This window comes from Brevundimonas alba (assembly GCF_011927945.1).
Taxonomy (GTDB): domain Bacteria; phylum Pseudomonadota; class Alphaproteobacteria; order Caulobacterales; family Caulobacteraceae; genus Brevundimonas; species Brevundimonas alba.
In genome coordinates this window covers 760,855-781,908 of record NZ_JAATJM010000002.1, presented here as the reverse complement: position 1 = coordinate 781,908, position 21,054 = coordinate 760,855, and the positions used below count along the sequence as shown (strand labels likewise).

Annotated in this window: 19 protein-coding genes; 8 read left to right on the top strand and 11 right to left on the bottom strand. The window is 67.8% G+C overall.

The genetic code is table 11. From position 1 onward, the window contains the following. Positions 1-25: 25 nt before the first annotated feature. Positions 26-379: a hypothetical protein gene (locus GGQ87_RS14390; RefSeq protein WP_168048897.1), complete on the bottom strand. Its 354-nt coding sequence runs from the start codon at positions 377-379 to the stop codon at positions 26-28. A 354-nt stretch (positions 380-733) separates the two neighbouring features. On the opposite strand from GGQ87_RS14390, the gene lon reads away from it, so the two are divergent. Together lon and GGQ87_RS14380 are read left to right on the top strand one after the other, a co-directional pair. Beyond that, the gene (gene lon, locus GGQ87_RS14385; protein WP_168048895.1) at positions 734-3,130 is read left to right on the top strand and encodes an endopeptidase La; all 2,397 of its coding nucleotides are present in this window, start codon (positions 734-736) and stop codon (positions 3,128-3,130) included. A 91-nt stretch (positions 3,131-3,221) separates the two neighbouring features. Beyond that, positions 3,222-3,845, top strand: a complete 624-nt coding sequence (locus GGQ87_RS14380) for a methyltransferase family protein (protein WP_168048894.1) — start codon at positions 3,222-3,224, stop codon at positions 3,843-3,845. A gap of 6 nt (positions 3,846-3,851) precedes the next feature. Here the strand turns inward: GGQ87_RS14380 and GGQ87_RS14375 are convergent, their stop codons facing one another. The 4 genes from GGQ87_RS14375 to GGQ87_RS14360 form a co-directional block, all read right to left on the bottom strand. Continuing rightward, positions 3,852-4,547 (bottom strand): pirin family protein, encoded by a 696-nt coding sequence (locus GGQ87_RS14375; RefSeq protein ID WP_168048892.1) that lies wholly within the window; start codon positions 4,545-4,547, stop codon positions 3,852-3,854. A gap of 78 nt (positions 4,548-4,625) precedes the next feature. After that, positions 4,626-4,985 (bottom strand): hypothetical protein, encoded by a 360-nt coding sequence (locus GGQ87_RS14370; RefSeq protein ID WP_168048891.1) that lies wholly within the window; start codon positions 4,983-4,985, stop codon positions 4,626-4,628. Beyond that, positions 4,982-6,067, bottom strand: coding sequence for a chorismate synthase (gene aroC, locus GGQ87_RS14365; RefSeq protein WP_168048889.1), 1,086 nt, complete (start codon positions 6,065-6,067; stop codon positions 4,982-4,984). The genes GGQ87_RS14370 and aroC overlap by 4 nt, the downstream gene beginning before the upstream one ends. Before the next feature lie 13 nt (positions 6,068-6,080). Beyond that, positions 6,081-6,809: a DnaJ C-terminal domain-containing protein gene (locus tag GGQ87_RS14360; RefSeq protein ID WP_168048888.1), complete on the bottom strand. Its 729-nt coding sequence runs from the start codon at positions 6,807-6,809 to the stop codon at positions 6,081-6,083. Between the two features lie 86 nt (positions 6,810-6,895). On the opposite strand from GGQ87_RS14360, the gene pdxH reads away from it, so the two are divergent. Next, positions 6,896-7,570 carry a pyridoxamine 5'-phosphate oxidase gene (gene pdxH, locus GGQ87_RS14355; RefSeq protein WP_168049314.1) on the top strand — a complete coding sequence of 225 codons (675 nt, stop codon included), beginning with the start codon at positions 6,896-6,898 and terminating at the stop codon, positions 7,568-7,570. A gap of 6 nt (positions 7,571-7,576) precedes the next feature. On the opposite strand, the gene GGQ87_RS14350 is transcribed toward pdxH, so the two are convergent. Together GGQ87_RS14350 and udk are read right to left on the bottom strand one after the other, a co-directional pair. Continuing rightward, complete coding sequence (locus GGQ87_RS14350) at positions 7,577-8,203, bottom strand: TetR/AcrR family transcriptional regulator (RefSeq protein WP_168048887.1); 627 nt, start codon at positions 8,201-8,203, stop codon at positions 7,577-7,579. Positions 8,204-8,251: 48 nt separating this feature from the next. Next, a complete protein-coding gene (gene udk, locus GGQ87_RS14345) occupies positions 8,252-8,929 on the bottom strand; it encodes a uridine kinase (RefSeq protein WP_168048885.1) in 678 nt (225 codons plus the stop codon). Between the two features lie 141 nt (positions 8,930-9,070). Here udk and GGQ87_RS14340 point away from each other — a divergent pair, with 141 nt between their 5' ends. Then, positions 9,071-10,702 (top strand): long-chain-fatty-acid--CoA ligase, encoded by a 1,632-nt coding sequence (locus GGQ87_RS14340; protein ID WP_168049312.1) that lies wholly within the window; start codon positions 9,071-9,073, stop codon positions 10,700-10,702. A gap of 4 nt (positions 10,703-10,706) precedes the next feature. Next, on the top strand, positions 10,707-11,399 hold the full coding sequence (locus tag GGQ87_RS14335; protein WP_168048884.1) for a DUF1499 domain-containing protein: 693 nt from the start codon (positions 10,707-10,709) through the stop codon (positions 11,397-11,399). A 3-nt stretch (positions 11,400-11,402) separates the two neighbouring features. On the opposite strand, the gene GGQ87_RS14330 is transcribed toward GGQ87_RS14335, so the two are convergent. After that, entirely contained in the window at positions 11,403-12,317 is a 915-nt protein-coding gene (locus tag GGQ87_RS14330) for an MBL fold metallo-hydrolase (RefSeq protein ID WP_168048882.1), read from the bottom strand. 42 nt (positions 12,318-12,359) lie between these two features. Here GGQ87_RS14330 and GGQ87_RS14325 point away from each other — a divergent pair, with 42 nt between their 5' ends. Continuing rightward, positions 12,360-12,533: a hypothetical protein gene (locus GGQ87_RS14325; protein WP_168047510.1), complete on the top strand. Its 174-nt coding sequence runs from the start codon at positions 12,360-12,362 to the stop codon at positions 12,531-12,533. Between the two features lie 5 nt (positions 12,534-12,538). Here GGQ87_RS14325 and GGQ87_RS14320 read toward each other — a convergent pair whose 3' ends face one another. Beyond that, complete coding sequence (locus tag GGQ87_RS14320) at positions 12,539-12,961, bottom strand: protein tyrosine phosphatase family protein (protein WP_168048881.1); 423 nt, start codon at positions 12,959-12,961, stop codon at positions 12,539-12,541. Between the two features lie 210 nt (positions 12,962-13,171). On the opposite strand from GGQ87_RS14320, the gene GGQ87_RS14315 reads away from it, so the two are divergent. Both GGQ87_RS14315 and GGQ87_RS14310 read left to right on the top strand, forming a co-directional pair. Beyond that, a complete protein-coding gene (locus GGQ87_RS14315) occupies positions 13,172-16,324 on the top strand; it encodes a TonB-dependent receptor (protein WP_168048879.1) in 3,153 nt (1,050 codons plus the stop codon). A 152-nt stretch (positions 16,325-16,476) separates the two neighbouring features. Then, positions 16,477-17,046 carry a hypothetical protein gene (locus GGQ87_RS14310; protein ID WP_168048878.1) on the top strand — a complete coding sequence of 190 codons (570 nt, stop codon included), beginning with the start codon at positions 16,477-16,479 and terminating at the stop codon, positions 17,044-17,046. 270 nt (positions 17,047-17,316) lie between these two features. Here GGQ87_RS14310 and metH read toward each other — a convergent pair whose 3' ends face one another. Next, positions 17,317-19,983 carry a methionine synthase gene (gene metH, locus GGQ87_RS14305; protein ID WP_168048877.1) on the bottom strand — a complete coding sequence of 889 codons (2,667 nt, stop codon included), beginning with the start codon at positions 19,981-19,983 and terminating at the stop codon, positions 17,317-17,319. Further along, entirely contained in the window at positions 19,983-21,053 is a 1,071-nt protein-coding gene (locus GGQ87_RS14300; RefSeq protein WP_168048875.1) for a homocysteine S-methyltransferase family protein, read from the bottom strand. The genes metH and GGQ87_RS14300 overlap by 1 nt, the downstream gene beginning before the upstream one ends. Position 21,054 lies beyond the last annotated feature (1 nt).

Genomic DNA, 21,054 nt, shown 5'->3' with positions numbered 1-21,054 from the left:
GCCCTTTTTCATGTCCGAAACCGGCTCAGCCGGCCGGGTGCAGGTTGGTCGACTCGGCTTTCTCCTTGGCGCCGTCGCGGGTCGACGGGCTGATCGGAGAGGTCCCGGCGGCCGGTTCGTTCATGGCAGCCGCGTCCGCGGACGTTTCGGCGCCGGCTCCATCGGCGGCCATGGCTGAGCCGCCCGAGCGGGAGGCTGCGCTTCCCGATCCGGAGGTTGAAGACGGGGCGGCCATGTCGGCCGTCGTTCCCGTCCCGGATTCGGCGGGCATGGCTTCGGTGGCGCCGTCGGCCATCGAGGTGTCGGCCGGTTCTTCGGCGGGACGCTGGCACCCGGCCACGGCGATGGCCGCGGCGGCGCAGATGATCAGGGTTCTCATTTCGGGCTCCTCCGATTGCCTCCGCTGAACGGCCAAGCTGGACGAGGGTTGCGTGACGCCTCGCCTGATGCTGACGGGCCACAGGTGTGCTCGGGCGAGTTTCTGGCCTTCACGACCGTCAGCGGCACGTTCCGTGCGGTGGCGGCGGCTGTGTCGATCCGTCCGTGCAGCTTGGGCGCTTGTGGATGGAAACCCCCGGCGGCGTGCCGCGACGCTTGAACGCGCCGCCATCCGAACCACATACTCATACGAAGGCCGCCGAAACGGCGGGCCGAGTCGATACGGCGGGGCAGGTTGCCTCGAACGCCGGCCCGGCGGGTCTGAGATCAACGAAGGCCCCGGGAACTACGCATCATGTCAGAGACCAAAACACTGCCCGTCCTGCCGCTGAGAGACATCGTCGTCTTTCCGCACATGGTCGTGCCGCTGTTCGTGGGCCGCGAGAAGTCCGTCAAGGCGCTCGATGAGATCATGAAGGGCGAGAAGCAGATCCTGCTCGCCACCCAGAAGAACAGCGTCGACGACGATCCGCAGTCGGACGCCATCTATCCGATCGGCGTGCTCGCAACCGTCCTCCAGCTGCTGAAACTGCCCGACGGCACCGTCAAGGTGCTGGTCGAGGGCAAAAGCCGCGCGCGCCTGACCCGCTTCACCGATCGGACCGAGTATTTCGAAGCCGAGGCGGTCGAAATCGCCGACGATCCGGGCGACCCGTCGCAGTCGGAAGCCCTGCTGCGCGCCGTGATCGAGCAGTTCGAAAACTATGTGAAGCTGAACAAGAAGGTGCCGCCCGAGGCCCTCAGCTCCATCCCGCAGATCACCGACCCGTCCAAGCTGGCGGACTCGGTCGCCGCCCACCTATCGGTCAAGATCGCCGACAAGCAGGGCCTGCTGGAAACCGTCTCCGTGCCGTCGCGGCTGGAGAAGGTCTACGGCCTGATGGAAGGCGAGATCAGCGTCCTGCAGGTCGAGAAGAAGATCCGCTCGCGCGTGAAGCGCCAGATGGAGAAGACCCAGCGGGAATATTATCTCAACGAGCAGATGAAGGCGATCCAGCGCGAGCTGGGCGAGACCGACGACTCGCGCGACGAGATCATGGAGTTGGAGAAGCGCATCCGTAAGACGCGCCTGTCCAAGGAAGCCCGCACCAAGGCCGAGGCCGAGGTCAAGAAGCTGCGCAACATGAGCCCGATGTCGGCCGAGTCGACGGTGGTCCGGAACTATCTCGACTGGCTGCTGTCGATCCCGTGGGGCAAGGCCAAGACCAAGCCCATCGACCTGAACAAGGCCGAGGCCATCCTCGAGGAGGACCACTACGGTCTCGAGAAGGTCAAGGAACGGATCATCGAGTATCTGGCTGTCCAGGCGCGCACCAACAGCCTGAAGGGCCCGATCCTGTGCCTCGTCGGCCCTCCGGGCGTCGGCAAGACCTCGCTGGCCAAGTCGATCGCCAAGGCGACCGGGCGCGAATACGTCCGCATGTCGCTGGGCGGCGTGCGGGACGAAGCCGAGATCCGCGGTCACCGCCGGACCTACATCGGCTCCATGCCGGGCAAGATCATCCAGTCGATGAAGAAGGCCAAGACGACCAACGCCTTCGTCCTGCTGGACGAGATCGACAAGCTGGGCGCCGACTGGCGGGGCGATCCGTCCTCGGCCCTGCTCGAGGTGCTGGATCCGGCCCAGAACAATGCGTTCGGCGACCATTACCTCGAGGTCGACTACGACCTGTCCAACGTCATGTTCGTGACCACGGCCAACAGCCTGAACATGCCGCAGCCGCTGATGGACCGGATGGAGATCATCCGGGTGTCGGGCTACACCGAGGACGAGAAGGTCGAGATCGCCAAGCGCCACGTCCTGCCCAAGGTGACGACGGACAATGGCCTGAAGCCGGCCGAGTTCGTGGTGCCCGACGACACCATCCGGAACCTGATCCGCTACTACACCCGGGAAGCCGGCGTGCGGTCGCTGGAGCGGGCGCTGGGCGGTCTGGCCCGCAAGGCGGTTCGTGAGATGGCCCGCGAGAAGTCGCTGTCCATCACCGTCGACGCGGCCAAGCTGGCCGACTACGCGGGCGTCAAGAAATACCGCTACGGCGAGACGGACGAGGAAGATCAGGTCGGCATCGTCACCGGACTGGCCTGGACCGAGTTCGGCGGCGACATCCTGACCATCGAGGCGATCAAGATGCCGGGCCGCGGCCGCATGACCGTGACCGGCAACCTCAAGGAGGTGATGAAGGAATCGATCTCCGCCGCCGCCTCCTATGTCCGGGCGCGTTCGCTGGCCTTCGGCGTCAAGCCGCCGGTGTTCGAGAAGACCGACATCCACGTGCACGTGCCGGACGGCGCGACGCCCAAGGACGGTCCCTCGGCGGGCGTGGCCATGACGGTCGCCATGGTCTCGGTTCTGACCGGCATCCCGATCCGCAAGGACATCGCCATGACCGGCGAGATCACCCTGCGCGGCCGGGTCACCGCCATCGGCGGCCTGAAGGAGAAGCTGCTTGCGGCGCTCCGCTCGGGCATCAAGACGGTGCTGATCCCGGAAGAGAACGAGAAGGACCTCGCCGACGTGCCCGACAATGTGAAGGGTGCGCTGGAGATCGTCCCGATCAAGACCGCGGACGAGGCCCTGAAGTGGGCCCTGACCGGCTCGCTGACGCCGGTGGAATGGGACGAGGCGACCGAGCCTCTGCCCGCCGCCCCGCCGATCCTCGACCCGGGCACGGTCCCGGCGACGCACTAACGGCAACGCCGCTCCGGGAAACCGGGGCGGCGTTTTCGTCTGCGGACAAACTTCGCTTTTTCTGGCGCGGCAGACGCTTTATGCCTCGGCCATGCACACCGCAGATCCCCACCACCTCCGCCGCGTCCAGCTGATCCGGAAGGCCGCCCTCGGGGTGGCGCTTCTGCTGGTGATCGGGCTGGCGGCCCTGACCCAGAGCTTCGGCGGCGTCGCCGCCCTGCATGAAGGGCTCGAGGCGCTCGGTCTGGCCATGATCGCCATCTGCGTCGTCGGCCGTGCCTGGTGTTCGCTCTACATCGGCGGCCGCAAGAAGGCGGAGATTGTGGATCAAGGTCCGTATTCGATCAGCCGGAATCCGCTCTACGTCTTCAGCTTCATCGGCTCGTTCGGCATGGGCGCGCAGACGGGCAGCGTGGTGATCGCCACCCTGTTCGTCGTGATCTCGGTGGCTGTCTTCTATCTGACAGTGCGTCAGGAGGAGGGTTGGTTGTCGGTGACCTTCGGCGAAGTCTATCGCGCCTATTGCGCGCGGACGCCCCGGTTCCTCCCGGACTTCTCGAAATGGCAGGACCGCGAGACCCTCGAGGTCCGGCCCGTCTTCTTCCTGACGACGCTACGGGACGGCCTGGGCTTCTTCCTGGCCGTCCCGCTGTTCGAGGCCCTCGAACACGCACAGACCGTGGGCTGGGTCCATGTGGTGTTCAACCTGCCCTAGGGCGATCTAGAGGCTGTCGACCATTACCAGTTCGGCATCGGCCTTCGCCGTGATGGTGATCTCGGCCTCGTCCTTGATGGCCGCGCCGTCGCGGGCGTTGAGCGCTACACCATTGACCTCGACCGCGCCGACCGCGGGCACCAGATAGGCGCGGCGGCCTTCGGCCAGGCTGTAGGTGATGGACTCACCCGCGTTCAGCGTGGCGCCCAGCACCTTGGCATCGGCGTTGATGGTCAGGGCGTCGTCAGCCGCGTCGCCCGAGGCCAGCACCGAGAAACGGCCCGTGCGGTCAGCCTTGGGGAAGGCCTTGGCGCCCCAGCCCGGCGCGGCGCCCGGCTTGTCCGTCTCGATCCAGATCTGGAACAGGGTGGTGGTCTCGTCCTCGAGGTTGAACTCGGCGTGACGCACGCCGGTGCCGGCGCTCATCACCTGCACGTCGCCCGCTCCCGTGCGGCCCTTGTTCCCCATCGAGTCCTCGTGGGTGATCGCGCCGGTGCGGACATAGGTGATGATCTCCATGTCCGAGTGGGGGTGGGGCGGGAAGCCGGATTTCGCCGCGATCTCGTCGTCATTCCAGACGCGAAGCCGGCCCCAGCTCATGCGGCTCGGGTCGTAGTAGTTGGCGAAGGAGAAATGGTGTTTGGCGTTCAGCCAGCCGTGGTCAGCGCCACCGAGGCTGTTGAAGGGTCGCACGTCGATCATGGGGATGCTCCCGGGAATCCGAGGGTTATGAACCTCGCTGGCCGCTATATAGGTAACAGTATCAGTGGCGGAAAGAGGTCACTCGCAGGGCGGGTGCGTGTCGTCGATTCTGTAGGAATATCCCCATCTGACGCCCAACTGCTGCAATCGCAGATCGTCGCCCACCTCGCAGCCATAACGGACGGGGAGTCCGACGAAGATGGACCGGCCTCCTACATCGACGGTCGCTGCGTTCACAATGGCCCGCGGCCCGGGTGCGCGGCCAAGGTCGGTGATACGTCCCACGACCAGCTTGGGGGGATAGTGCGGGTCGAGAACGATCCAGACGGCCACAATGCCGGCTACGGCGATCGGCAGCCCCAGTATCGCCTTGTGATCAACGAGCCAGAACAGCAGCGCCTTCCAACCCAGACGTGGCCGGCGCGGCGGGCGGCTCATCCCACCTGCGCCCGGTGCCTCAGCATGGCGTCGGCCAGAACGCAGGCGGCCATGGCCTCGACCACCGGCACGCCGCGCAGGGCGACGCAGGGGTCGTGGCGCCCCTTGGTGCGCAGGTCAGTCTCGGCGCCGTCGCGGGTGATGGTCTGGCGCGGCGTCAGGATCGAAGAGGTGGGCTTGAAGGCCACGCGGGCGGTCAGGGGCTGACCGGTCGAGATACCGCCAAGGACGCCGCCGGCGTGGTTCGACAGGAACACCGGCAGGCCGTCGTCCCCGATGCGCATCTGGTCGGCGTTGTCCTCTCCGGACAGTTCGGCCGAGGCGAAGCCGGCGCCGATCTCGACGCCCTTGACCGCATTGATCGACATCAGGGCGGCGGCCAGATCTGCGTCCAGCTTGCCATAGACCGGCGCGCCCCAGCCGGCGGGAACGCCGGTGACTTCCAGCGCCACCACGGCGCCGATGGAGGAACCGGCCTTGCGAACGCCATCGAGGTAGTCCTCCCACGCGGGCACGACCTCGGCCGAGGCGGCGAACAGGGCGTTGTCGTATACCGCGTCAAGATCGACGGCCCCCGGCGCGATCCGGTGAGGGCCCAGCTGGACGACGCCGGCGCGGATGCGGACCCCTTCGCCCAGCACCTTGCGGGCTACGGCGCCGGCGGCGACCCGCACGGCGGTCTCGCGGGCAGAGGACCGGCCGCCGCCGCGGTGGTCGCGGACGCCGTATTTGGCCTGATAGGTGAAGTCAGCGTGGCCGGGCCGGAAGGCGCGGGCGATCTCGCCGTAGTCCTTCGAGCGGGCGTCCTCGTTCTCGATCTGGATGGCGATAGGCGCGCCGGTCGTGACCGGGCCGTTCCCGTCCTCGAACACGCCGGACAGGATGCGGGCGGTGTCGCTCTCCTGCCGCTGGGTGACGAAGCGGCTGCCGCCGGGCTTGCGCCGGTCCAGCCACGGCTGGAGGTCGGCCTCAGTGAGCGGGACCAGCGGCGGGCAGCCGTCCACGACGCAGCCGATGGCCGGGCCGTGGCTCTCGCCCCAGGTCGTCACGCGAAACAGGTGGCCGAAGGTGTTGTGCGACATGTCGGCTAACGGCTTAGGCCGCCAGCCGGTCCGGCGTCCAGACGCGCGTGAAGCGGACCAGCAGGTCCTCCGCGGCCGAAGGGACGTCGTCGGAGGGCTGCAGGGTGACGAACAGGTGGCCTTGCGGACGGCCGCCGCGCGCCGGTAGGCCCAGCCCTTTCAGGCGGAGGCGCAGCGGCGTCTGGCCGGCGACGATCCAGGCCGATCGGGCGCCCGCATGGGTGTTGATCTCGAGCCGGCCCCCGTCCTGCAGCAGGCGCGTGGCGACCGGAGCGTCCATGAACAGGTCGTCGCCGAGCACCTTCAGCCCGTCCGCGCCCCGGATCAGGACCGGCAGATAGACGTCCGCTCCGTCGCCGCCGGCGCCGCGCAGGCGCAGATGCTCGCCGCTGCGCATACCCTTGGGCAGGCGGATGTTGAGGGTGCGCCCGGCGAACCGGACCGCGACCTGGCCGCCGTTCAGGGCGTCCAGCGGACCGATGACGACCACGGGCGGGGACGGGGCTCGCACTCCCGGGGCGGCGAGCGCCAGCGGCCGCGAGTCCGGGCTCTGGATCAGCCGCCAGGCGGCGATCACCTTGCGGAACCGGTCCGCGTCGCCGCCGGGCGCCGAGGGGTGCGCCGCCTTGACCGCCGCGCGGAAGGCCGCCGTCAGCCCGGGCTCCGCCACGGGACCGTTCAGCCCGAGCAGGGCACGAGCCTCGGCGAGCGAGGCGACCTCGGATTGCGAGCGGATGCGCATCCGCGGACTAAGCCCTCAACGTGGTGAAGACCGGCTTAACCGTGACGCCTCTCCCCAGCCGCGCCCGGACGGTCTATCTGCACATCATGACCGCGCCCGTGATCCCGCCCAGCCCGACCCGCGAAGAGTATGCCGAGCAGTATGCGGCGGCGCTCGCCGCCAACGGCGACGAGACCATCTTCGACCGCGCCGAGCCTGTCGGACTGTTCGTCGAATGGCTGACGGACGCCAAGAGGACGGAGCCGAACGACGCCAACGCCATGGCACTGGCGACCGTCGACGCGGCTGGTGTGCCCGATGCGCGGATGGTGCTGCTCAAGGACGTCGACGCCCGCGGCTTCACCTTCTATTCGAACCGCGAGAGCGCCAAGGGCGAGGCGCTGGCGGCGCATCCGTCTGCGGCCCTGCTGTTTCACTGGAAATCCCTGCGGCGGCAGGTGCGGGTGCGGGGCGCGGTGGAGCCGGTCAGCAAGGCCGAGGCCGACGCCTATTTCGCCAGCCGCGCCCGCGAAAGCCGGATCGGGGCCTGGGCGTCGGACCAATCGCGCCCGCTGGACAGCCGGGAAACGCTGGAAGAGGCCGTCGCGCGAGAGACCGCCCGGTTCGGTGATGGAGACGTGCCGCGTCCGGAGCGCTGGACCGGCTGGCGCGTCGTACCGGAGAGCGTCGAATTCTGGCGCGACCGGCCATTCCGGCTGCACGACCGGCTGCGCTTCGACAGGACGGATACCGGCTGGACGAAGACGCGCCTCTGGCCCTGACGCCGCTCAGGCCCCGTAGCGGGCCATGAAGGTGTCGACGGCCTCGGTGACCACTTCCTTCAGCGAGCGCCGCATACGCACCTCGTCCCCCGTAACCAGCGGCACGAGGAACACGGGGTGTTCGATCATCCCCATCAGCTGACCTGCCGCCCACGAGGGCTGATCAATGGGCTTCAGCGCGCCGGATTGCGACAGACGGACCAGCAGCCCGATCAGTGTGCCTCCGAACTCCGTCCGACCCTTCTCGAAGAAGCGCAGGGCAACGGCCTCGAACCGTGGCCGTTCCGCCATGACCAGCCTGAACACCGACCGCACGAAGTCGTCGCCCATGAACTCGGCGTAGGCGGCCGCGAAACTGGTCAGGGTCGTCCGGGCGTCGCCGTCGATTGCCCGGACCTCCGCCATCTGGCGGGAGAAATCCTCGGCGGCGTCGTCGATGACGGCGGTGAACAGCTCCGCCTTGCCACCGAACAGCGCGTAGAGGGTGGCGGTCGACACGCCCGCCTCACGGGCGATCGGCTCGATCTTGGTCGCCGCATAGCCGCCGCTGACGAAATGCTGGCGCGCATGCTGGACGATCAGCCGACGCTTCGCGGCCGCCATGTCGTCAGAGATTTGAAGCGTGCCGTGCATCTGTATCGCCTGCCTGAACGAGGAGCAGACGACGGAGCCGCGAACCGGTCAAGAGGGTCGCGGATCGATGTTCTCCGATTGGCGCGTGAAGAGACTTGCGAGCAACGGGTGGGCGAGCACCGGCGCGGCAAGACGGACGACGGCCTGGGGGTCCTCAAGGCGCACGGCGGCGGTGGCGTCGGCGACGATGAAGTCGGCGTTGACCCGGGAGGGCTCGGTCAGGCGCTCGTGACCCGGACGGACGGTGGCCAGGTACTGGTGGATGACGGAGTCCGCCGTGCGGCCCCGCTCGGCCTGATCGCGTAGCAGGCGGCGGATGAAGCGTATGTCCGCCGGGGTGTCGACATAGACGCGGATGTCGAACAGATCGACCAGACCCGGCGTGCACAGAACGTGCGTTCCTTCGACGATCACCACGTCGGCGGCCCTGACCGGCTCGCCGCCCGGCTCGCGCCCGTGATGGATGAAGGAATAGATCGGCGCGGTGATATCCTGTCCGCCCTTCAGTTCGGCGAGGTCGCGGATCATCAGTTCGTGGTCGCGCGCCGCCACATTGTCGAAGTCGAAGGTGGCGGCGTCGAAGCCCGGCAGGCTGGCGGCGTCGCGGTAATAGGAATCCTCGCGCACCAGGACGGCCGCGCCGTCCGGCAGGGCGGCGACCAGCGCCTCTGCGAGTGTGCTCTTGCCGGAGCCGGAGCCTCCGGTGATGGCGACGAGAATGGGCATGCACGCCTTCTAGGTCTGCCCGGCCGAATGCGCCAGCGCCGGGGAGGGCGAGGATGACCTTGCGTCACGTTGCCTGTTGCGGATCGAGCCGATAGCGTGACCGCCAAGCGCCTCGAGCAGCAGGCGCAAGTGAGGGATACGATGCTCGGATTGATGCAGGACTGGCCGCTGACGGTCGACAAGATCATCGACCACGCCCGGAACTGGCACGGCCACCGCGAGGTCGTGACCCGGTCGGTCGAGGGACCGATCGTCCGCATCACCTATGCCGAGATCCACGCCCGGGCCAAACGGGTGTCCAGCGTGCTGAAAGGCTGGGACGTCAAGGTCGGCGACAGGGTCGCGACCCTTGCCTGGAACAGCGGCCGGCATATCGAGGCCTGGTACGGCATCATGGGCATCGGCGCGGTCTGCCACACCCTGAATCCGCGCCTGTTCCCCGAGCAACTCGCCTACATCATCAACCACGCCGAAGATAAGATCATCTTCGTCGACCTGACCTTCATTCCGCTGCTCGAGGCTGTGCTGCCGCATTGCCCCTCGGTCGAGCGGGTCGTGGTCCTGACCGACGAACTGCATATGCCGGCCACGAAGCTGCCGGGCGCGGATTGCTATGAGGCGCTGCTTGGATCGGCGTCGGAGGATGTCGTCTGGGGCGGGTTCGACGAACTGACCGCATGCGGCCTCTGCTACACCTCGGGAACGACGGGCAATCCCAAGGGCGTGCTGTATTCACACCGCTCCAACTTCATCCATACGCTGCTGGGTCTGCAGTCGACGGTGCTGGGCGCGACGCCGAGCGAAGTCATCCTGCCGGTGGTGCCGATGTTCCACGCCAACGCCTGGGGCATTGCCTTCGGGGGGCCCGCGGCGGGGTCCAAGCTGGTCATGCCCGGCGCGCGCATGGACGGCGCGGCCATCTACGAACTGATCGAGAGCGAAGGCGTGACCTTCTCGGCCGCCGTGCCGACGGTCTGGCAGGGACTGCTGACGCACCTGCGCGAGAACAACCTCAAGATTCCGACGGTGAAGCGCGTGCTGATCGGCGGTTCGGCGGTGCCGGAAAGCCTGATCCGGGCCTTCCAGGAAGAGTTCGACATCGAGGTCCTGCAGGGCTGGGGCATGACGGAAACCTCGCCGATAGGCACCCTGTCCAACCTGCCGCCCGAGTTGAAGGCGTTGCCCTACGACGAGCAGATGAAGTGGCGGGTCAAGCAGGGCACGCCGCCGCTCGGCGTCGAGCTGAAGCTGAAAAACTACGCGGGACAGGAGATGCCGCACGACGGGCACACCTACGGACGCCTGATGATCAAGGGGCCCACCATCGCCGGCGCCTATTTCAAGGGCGAGGGCGGGGAAATCCTCGATGTCGACGGCTTCTTCGATACTGGCGACGTGGCCACGATCGACGAGCAGGGCTTCATGCAGATCACCGACCGCGCCAAGGACGTGATCAAGTCCGGCGGCGAGTGGATCAGCTCGATCGAGATCGAGAACATCGCGGTCGGCCACCCGAAGGTAGAACTCGCCGCCGTCATCGGGGCGGCGCATCCCAAGTGGGACGAGCGCCCCGTGCTGGTGATCAAGCTGAAGCCCGGGCAGTCCGAGAACAAGCAGGAACATCTCGACTTCCTGCAGGGCAAGATCGCCAAATGGTGGATGCCGGACGACGTGGTCTTCGTCGACGACATCCCGCTCGGCGCGACCGGCAAGATCGACAAGAAGCTGGTCCGCGAGCGGATGAAGGACTACCGCCTGCCGACGGGAGGCTGAGGCGATGGCGAGATCCGGGCGCAGGAGCGGGGGAGGCGGCCTCCGTCTGGCGGCGATAGCCTTCCTCGCCCCGATATTCATCCTCGTCGCCGCCCTCGGCACGCGGACGGGCCTGTGGAGTTACGAAACCGGCCACGACGTGCTGACGGCGCGGATCGGCGTGGTTCTTGGGACCATGGGCGTGCTGGCCGCCGTGGCGCTGCTTGTCTCCGCGTTTCGGCGTCGCGCATCGCTCTGGCTGGCGGCGCTGGCGCTCGCCGTCTCCGCTATGACCCTCGGCGGACTCGGCTGGCATATGACCCGGCTCGGGGCGGGACCGCCTGACGACATCAGCACCGACCTGGCCGAAATCCCCGGTTTCGGTGTGCTGGAGTCCCGTCGCCGGGGCTCCGATGGGGGCGCGACAGGGGGCGTCGAGGCCTGCCCCGGAGCGGTCCCCGCCATGACCCAGATGGCCCCCGAGTCGGCGGTCTGGGCCCTGCAGGAGGCGGGTTTCAGCGTGCAGGGCGGCGTCAGCGTCGGCCGCGCCGCGGGCACGCACACGGGGTTCTGGTTCGGCACGGTGCATGACGCCGTCATCCGCATCCGTCCCGGCCGCACCGATGTCCGGGTCGCCGCTCGCGACGGTCGCCCGCACGGCGGCGAGGCCTGCGAACTGGCCACGCGGATCAGCGCCGCCCTGCGCGGCGTCGGCTAGGCTTCAGGCCAGGCTTCCGGCCAAGCGCCAGACGGCGTCGATGCCCGGCCTGGGCCGTGCGCTGACCTTGGCCGCGCGTTCCAGCGCGATCAGGTGCGCCCAGACTGACAGTCCGGCGGCAGGCCACAGGCGCGGGTCGACGGCGGCGTAGAGCGCCGGAACCATCTCCCGGATGCGACAGGGCCCGCCCTCCAACTGCGCGAGGATCTGCGCCTCCCGCTCCAACCGGTGCGCGCGGTAGGCCTTGAGGAACGGCTGCGGCTCGGTGACGGGTGCGCCATGCGTCGGCCAAAGGGTCGAGAAGCGGCGCCCGATCACCGCGTCCAGGCTGGCCAAATAGGCGGTCATGTCCCCATCGGGCGGCGCGACGACCGTGGTCGACCAGCCCATGACGTGATCCCCGCTGAACAGGGCGTTCTCCTCGCGCAGGACGAAGGCCATGTGGTTCGAAGCGTGACCGGGCGTCGCCATGGCCTCGATGGTCCATCCATCCCCGTCCAGAACCTCGCCGCCGGCCAGGATCACATCGGGCGAGAAGGCGTCGTCCTCGTCCTCGTCCAGCGCTCCTGACGCGTGGACCACCTGAACCGGGGGGCGCGCCGCCAGCACGGGCGCGCCAACGGCCTCCGCGAACGGGCGGGCGAGGGGCGAGTGGTCGCGGTGGGTGTGGGTGACCAGCACGTGGGTGACCCTTTGGCCGGCCACGGCGGCCAGCAGCGCCCTCAGATGGGCCTCGTCCGGCGGGCCTGGATCGATCACCGCCACGCCCGCGCCGACGGCCTCGCCCCCCACGATGTAGGTTCCCGTGCCCGTGAAGGTGAACGGGCCGGGGTTCTCTGCAATGACCCGGCGGATCAGCGGCGAGACCCGGTCGACCCGCCCGTAGGCGACATCCAGTTCTCGGACGAACGGGATCATGGCGCGGACGGTCCGGGGCGGCGTGGCCCTTGCCTCGAAGCCATGGAAATCATCCGCGGAGTGCCTGAAATGGCCGTTTCCATCGCCCTGGCTGTCTCAAAACGGCTCCAGCCCATCGCGGCGGCCTTCCTCTGTCTCATGGCGGCGCAACTGGCCGTCGCTTCATGTACGCCCGATCCGGCGCCCTATGCGGTCCGGGTCGGTGTTTTCCGCTGACCGCTTTATAGCGGAACTCCGCCAAGGTCGTAGCCGGCGACCGCGGCGGCATCCCTGAGTTCATCGGCCTCGATCCCCATCTGCCGCCGGGCCATGGCCCACGCCGCCGCCGAGCGCATGCCCGACCGGCAGAAGAACACGGCCCGGTCATCAGGCCCCATGGCGTCCAGGACATCGCGCGTGGCGGCGACGACGCCTGCGTCCGGCAGACCACGGGCGGGCGCATGCACGGCCTGCAGCCCCGCGGCCTCGGCAGCGCGGGCGATCTCGGCCGCATCCGGCTGGCCGGGCTCTTCACCATCAGGACGGTGATTCACCAGCCACGTGAATCCGGCGGCGTGGAGCCCGGCCATATCTGTCGGCGAGACCTGGCCGGTGACCGAGACCTGTGGCGACAGGGGGCGGAGGAACGCAATCGGGTCAGACATTTGCGGCTCGATTTCAGTGGTTTGAGGTAGTGTGTGGCGGGATTGCGACAGAGCGGCCACGATTGGATTACGGGACCGTAATTATGCTGCGCCGGGGCATTGCCAAGTCTAAGGTCAAGGCAATCTGCGTGCATTGGGGTGCGCGGAGTTTGGTTGCCGTCGAAGCTCGCCTCCTCCTGGAAGCGCCCGGCGGTCTCAGGAGGACCACCTTTGAAGACCCAAACCATCAAGCAGCGGTTGCTGCATTCGACCATGATCGGCGGAACGGCGCTTATGGCGCTGGTGGCGGCTCCGGCCCTCACCCTGATGACGCCTTCGGTCGCCGTCGCGCAGAACCTGACCCAGGGCGCCGTCTCCGGCACCGTGGCCAACCAGGCCGGCACCCCGGTTGCGGGCGCCAATGTCACCCTGACCTCGGTCAGCCAGGGCTTCTCGCGCACCTTCACCACTGACGCCTCGGGCGGCTTCCGCGCCGTCGCGCTGCCGCAGGGCACGTATGAAGTCGTCGTCAACGCCGGCGGCTACAACTCGCTGACCGACACCGTCGCCGTCGGCTCGGGCGGCACCGCCCAGCTGACCCTGACGCTGGGCGCCTCGGACGACAACTCCACGCAGATCGACGAAGTTGTCGTCGTCGGCGTTCGTCGCGCCGTTTCGGAATTCGACGCCACCACGACCGGCCTGACGGTCAACGTCGAAGAACTGTCGCGCAACATCCCGATCGCGCGCGACGCCAGCGCCGTGGCCCTGCTGGCCCCGGGCGTGACCGCCTCGGACGGCGCCTTCGGCTCCATCCCGACCATCGGCGGCTCGTCGGCTGGTGAAAACACCTACTTCATCAACGGCCTGAACATCACGAAATTCCGGGACTTCACCGGTTCGTCGACCGTTCCGTTCGAATTCTACCAGACGCTCGAAACCAAGACCGGCGGCTACTCGTCGGAATTCGGTCGCGGCACCGGCGGCGTGCTGAACGGCACGACCAAGTCGGGCGGCAACGAGTGGGAATTCGGCATCACGGCCTACTGGTCGCCGGACAGCCTGCGTGAAGACTCGCCGAACACCTACCTGGCCCAGAACAACTTCGACGAAAACGAAACGTCGGACGTGATCATCGACTTCGGTGGTCCGATCATCCAGGACCGTCTGTTCCTCTTCGGTCTGTATAACTTCCGCGATCGTGAAGCCACGAACATCGGCGTCACCACGGTCGACCCGGCCTTCGGCCCGGGCTCGAACGGCACGCGCGTCACCTCGGACGATCCGTTCTACGGCGCCAAGGTCGACTTCCTGATCACCGACGATCACCGCCTCGAGTTCACCTACTTCTCCGATGAGCAGGAGCAGCAAACCGAGAACATCTTCGTCAACGCCAACGGCGAGCAGATCGGCGACTTCACGCCGTCGACCTTCAAGTTCGGCGGCTCCAACTGGATCGCGCGCTACACCGGCGTGTGGACCGACTGGCTGACCACCTCGCTGGCCTACGGCGTCAACGAGTACAACGAATACAACACCTCGCCCGGCGACGCCGGCGCGCTGATCACCGACGAACTGCCCGGCTTCCCGCGTCGCGGTATCTGGGGCGTCGGCCAGCCGTCGACGAACGAAGACGAGCGCACCGTGCTCCGTGCGGACGTGGACGTCTACGCCGACTTCTTCGGCTCGCACCACTTCCGCTTCGGCCTCGACCAGGAGAAGCTGGAATCCGTCCAGACCCTGGACTACTCGGGCGCCGGCTACAGCTACTGCCGTCCGGGCGGCTTCGCCAACGGCATCGCCTGCACGGGTGAAGTCACGGGCGGCCTCTGGTACCGCTACCAGACGCTGTTCACCGCCGCGACCGCCGGCGCTGTCGGCCGTCCCGACCTGATCGGCGCTCCGCGTCGTGTGCGCATCCGCGCCTACGACAACGACGGCGGCTGGTCCTCGACCCAGAACGCCTACTACCTGCAAGACTCGTGGGAAGTCACCGACCGCCTGACGCTGAACCTCGGCATCCGGAACGAAGGCTTCGAGAACGAGAACATCGTGGGCGAGGCCTTCGTCGACCTGCAGAACCAGTGGGCTCCGCGTCTCGGCGCGACCTACGACGTCTTCGGCGACGGTGAAGCCAAGCTGTTCGGCTTCTGGGGCCGCTACTTCCTGCCGGTTGCGACCAACACCAACACGCGTCTGGCGGGCGCCGAGTTCTTCATCTCGGATACCTGGAACCTGAACGTCAACAACGGCAACCTGGCCATCGACGCCGACCAGAACGGCATCATCGACGCGACCGACGAGCCGATCCTCGGCACGCTGGCCGGCACCAGCACCCTGGCCGACGGCGGCGTCAAGCCGATCTCGACCCAGGTCGACGCCGAACTGGACCCGATGTTCGTGGACGAGTTCATCCTCGGCTATGAGCAGCGCGTGTTCGGCGACTGGACGCTCGGCGTGAAGGGCACCTATCGCGAAATCGGCACCGCGATCGACGACGTCGCGATCGACGCCGCCGTTCTCGACTACTGCGATAACTCGGCCGATCTGTCCGCCGCGATCTGCTACAACGTCTGGTACGGCTTCCACCAGTACGTCCTGACCAACCCCGGCGAAGACATGGTCATCACCCTCTCGGGCGCTGACCTGACCAACGCCGACGCCGGCCCGGGCGGCCTGGGCCGTACGTTCACGGACCGTGAGGTCACCCTCTCGGCCGCCGACCTCGGCTACCCGACCCCGGACCGCACCTACAAGGCGGTGGAGTTCTCGCTCGACAAGCCGTTCGACGGCGTGTGGGGCGCGCGCTTCAGCTACGTCTGGTCGGAAAACAAGGGCAACTACGAAGGCGCCCTGAAGTCCGACAACGGTCAGACCGACCCCGGCCTGTCGCAGGACTTCGACCAACCGGGTCTGCTGGACAACGCCTACGGCTTCCTGCCCAACCACCGCGCCCACACCTTCAAGGTGTTCGGCAACTGGCAGGCGACCCCGGCGCTGAACATCGGGGCCAACCTGATCATCCAGTCGCCGCGTAAGTTCGGCTGCCAGGGCATCCACCCGACGGACGTCTTCGCGTCGCTCTACGGCCCGGCTTCCTGGTTCTGCCAGGGCGTCGCCACGCCGCGCGGCTCGGTGTTCGAAAGCGACTGGCTGAAGAACCTGGACCTGACCTTCGCCTACGATCTGGGTGAAGTGTTCGAGATCCCGGGCGACAGCCTGGTGCTCCGTGCCGACATCTTCAACGTGTTCGACATGAAATCTCAGCAAGATTTCAACGAGTTCGGCGATCTCGCCAACGGCTCGCCGGATCCGAACTTCGCCGCGGTGACCGCCTATCAGGCTCCGCGTCAGGTTCGCTTCAGCGTGGCCTACCGCTTCTAGTAAGCGGTTCGAGAGACAGACTACCGGGCGGCGGACCTTCGGGTTCGCCGCCCTTTTTCTTTGCGGGCCGCGAAATTCGCCCGCCACGGAAAAACCATTGCGGCGTCTGAAGCGTTGCTGCATCCGACCTCGCCACCTCTTCCGGAGCCTCCATGATCGCCAGCCTCGCCTTCGCCGCCGCCCTGATGACCCAGACCGCGCCCGTTCCCGCACAGGACGGCCCCATGGTCACCGCGGCCCAGGACGGACCGGTCGCCACCGCCGCGCCCGCCACGGGGGAGACCGTCGAGGCCCTGCGCTTCCGCGAGGCCGTCGCCTACGCCAATCCGCTGCCGCGTGGCGCGCCTGAGCAGGACTATCCGCTGGTCGCCTGGTGCGAGGCGCTGGTGAACGGCCACGTGGCGCTGGGCGAGACCCTGACCGACGCCGATCCGCTGGATCAGGACATCATCCGGCTGGGCAAACTCGAAGCCGCTGATTTCCGCTCGGCCCTCGACGCGGCGGCCCCGCGGCAGTCCGCCGCCAGCCGCACCGCCGCCCAGGCCGCCGCCGCCGAGGCGACCGGCAAATGGGCGTCGCTGGCCGGCCAGGACGAGGCCGTCCGCAGCCAGGCCTTCGGCCTATTCTTCGGTCTCCCCGGCCGCTGCGAACACGCCGCCCGCCGCCTGCGCGGCAACATCACGACTCCGCCCGCGACCCCGCAAGAGGTGGGGCTGGAGTAGGGGACTTCGACGACCCGTCGGCGGAGAATTCAGACCCGGCGGTCGGGGAATTTGGAGACGACGGAGACGCGGTTGGCGACCTCCGCCATCCCGTTTCCCTTCAGCCGTCATCCTCGGGCTTGATCCGGGGATCAGAGGTCGGGCGAGGCTGTGTTTCGAAGACGGCCCCGGCAGAGCAACCGCAAGCCTCACTACTGCACACCGGACGATCTGATCCTCGGTCAAGCCCGAGGATGACGGCAGGGGGAAGTTACTGATCGCCGTGGAGGATCAGGCCGCGTCGCTGCGGGCGTTCGCCGCCGGATCGTAGTTGAGGATCGGCCCGAGCCAGCGTTCGGCGGTGGCCAGATCCCAGCCCTTGCGACGGGCGTAGTCCTCCACCTGATCGCGGTCGATCTTGCCCACACCGAAATAGTGGCTGTCGGCGTGGCCGAAATACAGACCCGACACCGAGGCCGGCGGGCTCATTGCGAAGCTCTCGGTCAGCTGCATTCCCGCATTCGCTTCCGCCTGCAACAGACGGAACAGCGTCGCCTTTTCCGTATGGTCGGGTTGGGCCGGATAGCCGGGCGCCGGCCGGATGCCCTGATAATTCTCGGCGATCAGGTCCTCGACCGAGGTCTGCTCGTCGGGCGCATGGCCCCACAGTTCGGTGCGCACCTTCCGGTGCAGAGCCTCGGCGAAGGCCTCCGCCAACCGGTCAGCCAAGGCCGTGGCCATGATGGCGGAATAGTCGTCGCCCGCCGCCTTGAACGCCGCCGCCCGCTCCAGCTCGCCATGCCCGGCCGTGACCGCGAAGGCGCCGATCCAGTCGTCGCCGTCCTCCGCCACGAAGTCGGACAGGCACAGGTTCGGCTTGCCGTTGGTCTTGGCGATCTGCTGGCGCAGGCCGTGGAAGCGGGCCAGCTCGGTCCTGCGGCCTTCGTCGGCCCAGACGACGATGTCGTCGCCACGCGCATTGGCGGGCCAGAAGCCGACCACGCCCCGCGCCGTGAACCATTTCTCGTCGACGATCCGCTGCAGCATGGCCTGGGCGTCGCGGAACAGGTCGCGAGCGGCCTCGCCGACAATCTCGTCGTCGAGGATCAGCGGATAGCGGCCGATCAGCTCCCAGCTGGCGAAGAAGGGCGTCCAGTCGATGTAGCGCGCCAGATCGCCGAGGTCCCAGGAGTCGAAGGCGCGCACGCCGATGAAGGACGGGCGAGGGGGTAGGGGCGTGGTCGCCTGCGGCCGGAACCGGTTCGCCCGCGCGGACGGCAGCGGCGCCCGGGCCTTTGTCGTCTGGCCTCGCGCGAACTGCTCCCGGATGCGGATGTATTCATCCCGGGTGGCGGCTTCGTTGCGTCCCTTCTCCGTCGGCGAGAGCAGGCCGGCGACCACGCCCACGGCCCGCGACGCGTCGACGACATAGGTGGTCGAGCCCCGGCGATAGGCCGGCTCCACCTTCACCGCCGTGTGCGTCCGGCTGGTCGTCGCCCCGCCGATCAGCAGCGGAATGTCGAAACCGCGCCGCTCCATCTCGCCGGCGACGAACACCATCTCGTCCAGCGAGGGCGTGATCAGGCCGGACAGGCCGACAATGTCCACACCGTGCTCGACCGCCGCGTCGAGGATGCGGTCCGCCGGGACCATGACACCCAGGTCAATGACCTCGTAGTTGTTGCACTGGAGGACGACGCCGACGATGTTCTTGCCGATGTCGTGGACGTCGCCCTTGACCGTCGCCATCAGGATCTTGCCCGCCTGCTGACGGGGCTGACCCGACTTCTCGGCCTCCATGAAGGGCTCGAGATACGCCACCGCCTGCTTCATCACCCGCGCCGACTTGACCACCTGCGGCAGAAACATCCGGCCGGAGCCGAACAGGTCGCCGACGACGTTCATTCCGTCCATCAGCGGGCCTTCGATGACGTGCAGCGGCCGCTCGGCCTGCGAGCGCGCCTCCTCGGTGTCCGCCTCGATCCAGTCGGTGATGCCGTGCACCAAGGCGTGTTCGATGCGCTTGCCGACCGGGGCCTCGCGCCATTTCAGATCGACGACCCGCGCAGCGCCCTTGTCGCCCTTGTAGGTCGGAGCCAAGTCGACGAGCCGTTCGGTGTTGGAGACATTGGTCCGCGGCGGCCGGTTCAGGATCACGTCCTCGACCGCCTCGCGCAGCACCGGGTCGATGTCGTCATAGACCGGCAGGTCGCCGGCATTGACGATGCCCATGTCCATGCCGGCCTGGATGGCGTGGTAGAGGAATACCGAGTGGATGGCGCGGCGCACCGGCTCGTTGCCGCGGAAGCTGAAGCTGACATTCGACACGCCGCCCGAGACCCGAGCCCAAGGCAGGGTGGCCTTGATCGCCCGCGCGGCCTCGATGAAGTCCACGGCGTAGTTGTCGTGTTCTTCGATCCCCGTCGCCACGGCGAAGATGTTGGGGTCGAAGATGATGTCCTCGGGCGGGAAGCCGATGTCCTCGACCAGCAGGCGATACGCCCGGGTGCAGATCTCGATCTTGCGGGCGGCCGTGTCGGCCTGGCCCTGTTCGTCGAAGGCCATGACCACCACGGCGGCGCCATAGCGCAGGCATTTCACCGCCTGCTCGCGGAACTCCGCCTCGCCGGCCTTGAGCGAGATTGAGTTGACGATCGGCTTGCCCTGGACGCACTTCAGACCGGCCTCGATCACCTCCCATTTGGAGCTGTCGATCATCACCGGCACGCGGGCGATGTCCGGCTCGGCCGCGATCAGGTTGAGGAAGGTGCGCATCGCGGCGACGCCGTCCAGCAGGCCCTCGTCCATGTTGACGTCGATGACCGAGGCTCCCGCCTCGACCTGCTGCCGCGCCACGGCCAGCGCCCCGGCGTAGTCGCCCTCGACCACCAGCTTGCGGAATTTGGCAGAGCCGGTGACGTTGGTCCGCTCGCCGACGTTGATGAAGGTGGGGCGCATCAGGCGGTCAGTTCGAACGGTTCCAGCCCGGACAGGCGCATGGCGACGGGCCGCTCCGGGATGGCCCTCGGACTCACGCCCGCGACCTCGTCGGCCACGTGCCGGATGTGTTCCGGCGTCGTGCCGCAACAGCCGCCGACGATGTTGACCAGCCCGGACCGGGCCCACTCCTCGATGAAATGCGCCGTCTCGTGCGGCTGCTCGTCGTAGTCGCCCATGGCGTTGGGCAGGCCGGCATTGGGATAGGCGGCCACAAGGGTGTCGGCCACGCGCGACAACTCGGCGATGAACGGCCGCATCAGTTCGCCGCCGAGGGCGCAGTTGAAGCCGACGGCAAAGGGTTTGGCATGCCGCACGCTGTGCCAGAAGGCCTCGGCGGTCTGGCCCGACAGGGTGCGACCGGAGCGGTCGACGATGGTGCCGGAAATCCAGATGGGGAGGGGCTCCACGCCCTCGTCGGCGAGGTCGAGGATGGCCTTGATCGCCGCCTTGCAGTTCAGCGTGTCGGTGATGGTTTCGATCAGATAGAGGTCGACCCCACCCTCGTTAAGGGCCCGCACCTGATGGCTGTAGGCGTCGTAGACCTCGTCGAACGTGACCGTGCGCGCGCCGGGGTCGTTCACATCCGATGACATCGACAGCATGCGGTTGGTCGGCCCGATCGCGCCGGCGACGAAGCGCGGCTTGCCGGGCTCCTTGGCTGTCCAGGCGTCCGCCGCCGCCCGGGCCAGCCGGGCGCCTTCGCGGTTCAGGTCGAACACGTCGTCCGGCGACAGACGGTAGTCTTCCTGGGCGATCGTCGTGGCCGAGAAGGTGTTGGTCTCGGTGATGTCCGCGCCGGCGGCGAAATACTGGTCGTGCAGGTCCGAGACGACATCGGGCCGTGTCAGGCACAGGATGTCGTTGTCGCCCTTCAGCTGCACCGGATGATCGGCGAAACGGCCGCCGCGAAACTCGGCCTCGGACAGCTCGCGCCGCTGGATCATCACGCCCCAGCTGCCGTCCAGCACCAGGATGCGCTCGCGCGCGGCGGCGTGGAGGGCGGCGATGCGGTCCTGTCGGGTCGTCATG

What these genes read in the sequence shown, in the direction of transcription:
- GGQ87_RS14350 (WP_168048887.1), bottom strand. Translation starts at nt 8,203, where the DNA reads ATGCACGGCACGCTTCAAATCTCTGACGACATGGCGGCCGCGAAGCGT.
- metH (WP_168048877.1), bottom strand. Translation starts at nt 19,983, where the DNA reads ATGCGCCCCACCTTCATCAACGTCGGCGAGCGGACCAACGTCACCGGC.
- aroC (WP_168048889.1), bottom strand. Translation starts at nt 6,067, where the DNA reads ATGTCGCACAACACCTTCGGCCACCTGTTTCGCGTGACGACCTGGGGC.
- GGQ87_RS14375 (WP_168048892.1), bottom strand. Translation starts at nt 4,547, where the DNA reads ATGATCGACGTGCGACCCTTCAACAGCCTCGGTGGCGCTGACCACGGC.
- GGQ87_RS14300 (WP_168048875.1), bottom strand. Translation starts at nt 21,053, where the DNA reads ATGACGACCCGACAGGACCGCATCGCCGCCCTCCACGCCGCCGCGCGC.
- GGQ87_RS14310 (WP_168048878.1), top strand. Translation starts at nt 16,477, where the DNA reads ATGATCGCCAGCCTCGCCTTCGCCGCCGCCCTGATGACCCAGACCGCG.
- GGQ87_RS14370 (WP_168048891.1), bottom strand. Translation starts at nt 4,985, where the DNA reads ATGAGCCGCCCGCCGCGCCGGCCACGTCTGGGTTGGAAGGCGCTGCTG.
- GGQ87_RS14360 (WP_168048888.1), bottom strand. Translation starts at nt 6,809, where the DNA reads ATGCGCATCCGCTCGCAATCCGAGGTCGCCTCGCTCGCCGAGGCTCGT.
- GGQ87_RS14390 (WP_168048897.1), bottom strand. Translation starts at nt 379, where the DNA reads ATGAGAACCCTGATCATCTGCGCCGCCGCGGCCATCGCCGTGGCCGGG.
- udk (WP_168048885.1), bottom strand. Translation starts at nt 8,929, where the DNA reads ATGCCCATTCTCGTCGCCATCACCGGAGGCTCCGGCTCCGGCAAGAGC.
- GGQ87_RS14380 (WP_168048894.1), top strand. Translation starts at nt 3,222, where the DNA reads ATGCACACCGCAGATCCCCACCACCTCCGCCGCGTCCAGCTGATCCGG.
- GGQ87_RS14320 (WP_168048881.1), bottom strand. Translation starts at nt 12,961, where the DNA reads ATGTCTGACCCGATTGCGTTCCTCCGCCCCCTGTCGCCACAGGTCTCG.
- GGQ87_RS14340 (WP_168049312.1), top strand. Translation starts at nt 9,071, where the DNA reads ATGCTCGGATTGATGCAGGACTGGCCGCTGACGGTCGACAAGATCATC.
- GGQ87_RS14335 (WP_168048884.1), top strand. Translation starts at nt 10,707, where the DNA reads ATGGCGAGATCCGGGCGCAGGAGCGGGGGAGGCGGCCTCCGTCTGGCG.
- lon (WP_168048895.1), top strand. Translation starts at nt 734, where the DNA reads ATGTCAGAGACCAAAACACTGCCCGTCCTGCCGCTGAGAGACATCGTC.
- GGQ87_RS14330 (WP_168048882.1), bottom strand. Translation starts at nt 12,317, where the DNA reads ATGATCCCGTTCGTCCGAGAACTGGATGTCGCCTACGGGCGGGTCGAC.
- GGQ87_RS14325 (WP_168047510.1), top strand. Translation starts at nt 12,360, where the DNA reads ATGGAAATCATCCGCGGAGTGCCTGAAATGGCCGTTTCCATCGCCCTG.
- pdxH (WP_168049314.1), top strand. Translation starts at nt 6,896, where the DNA reads ATGACCGCGCCCGTGATCCCGCCCAGCCCGACCCGCGAAGAGTATGCC.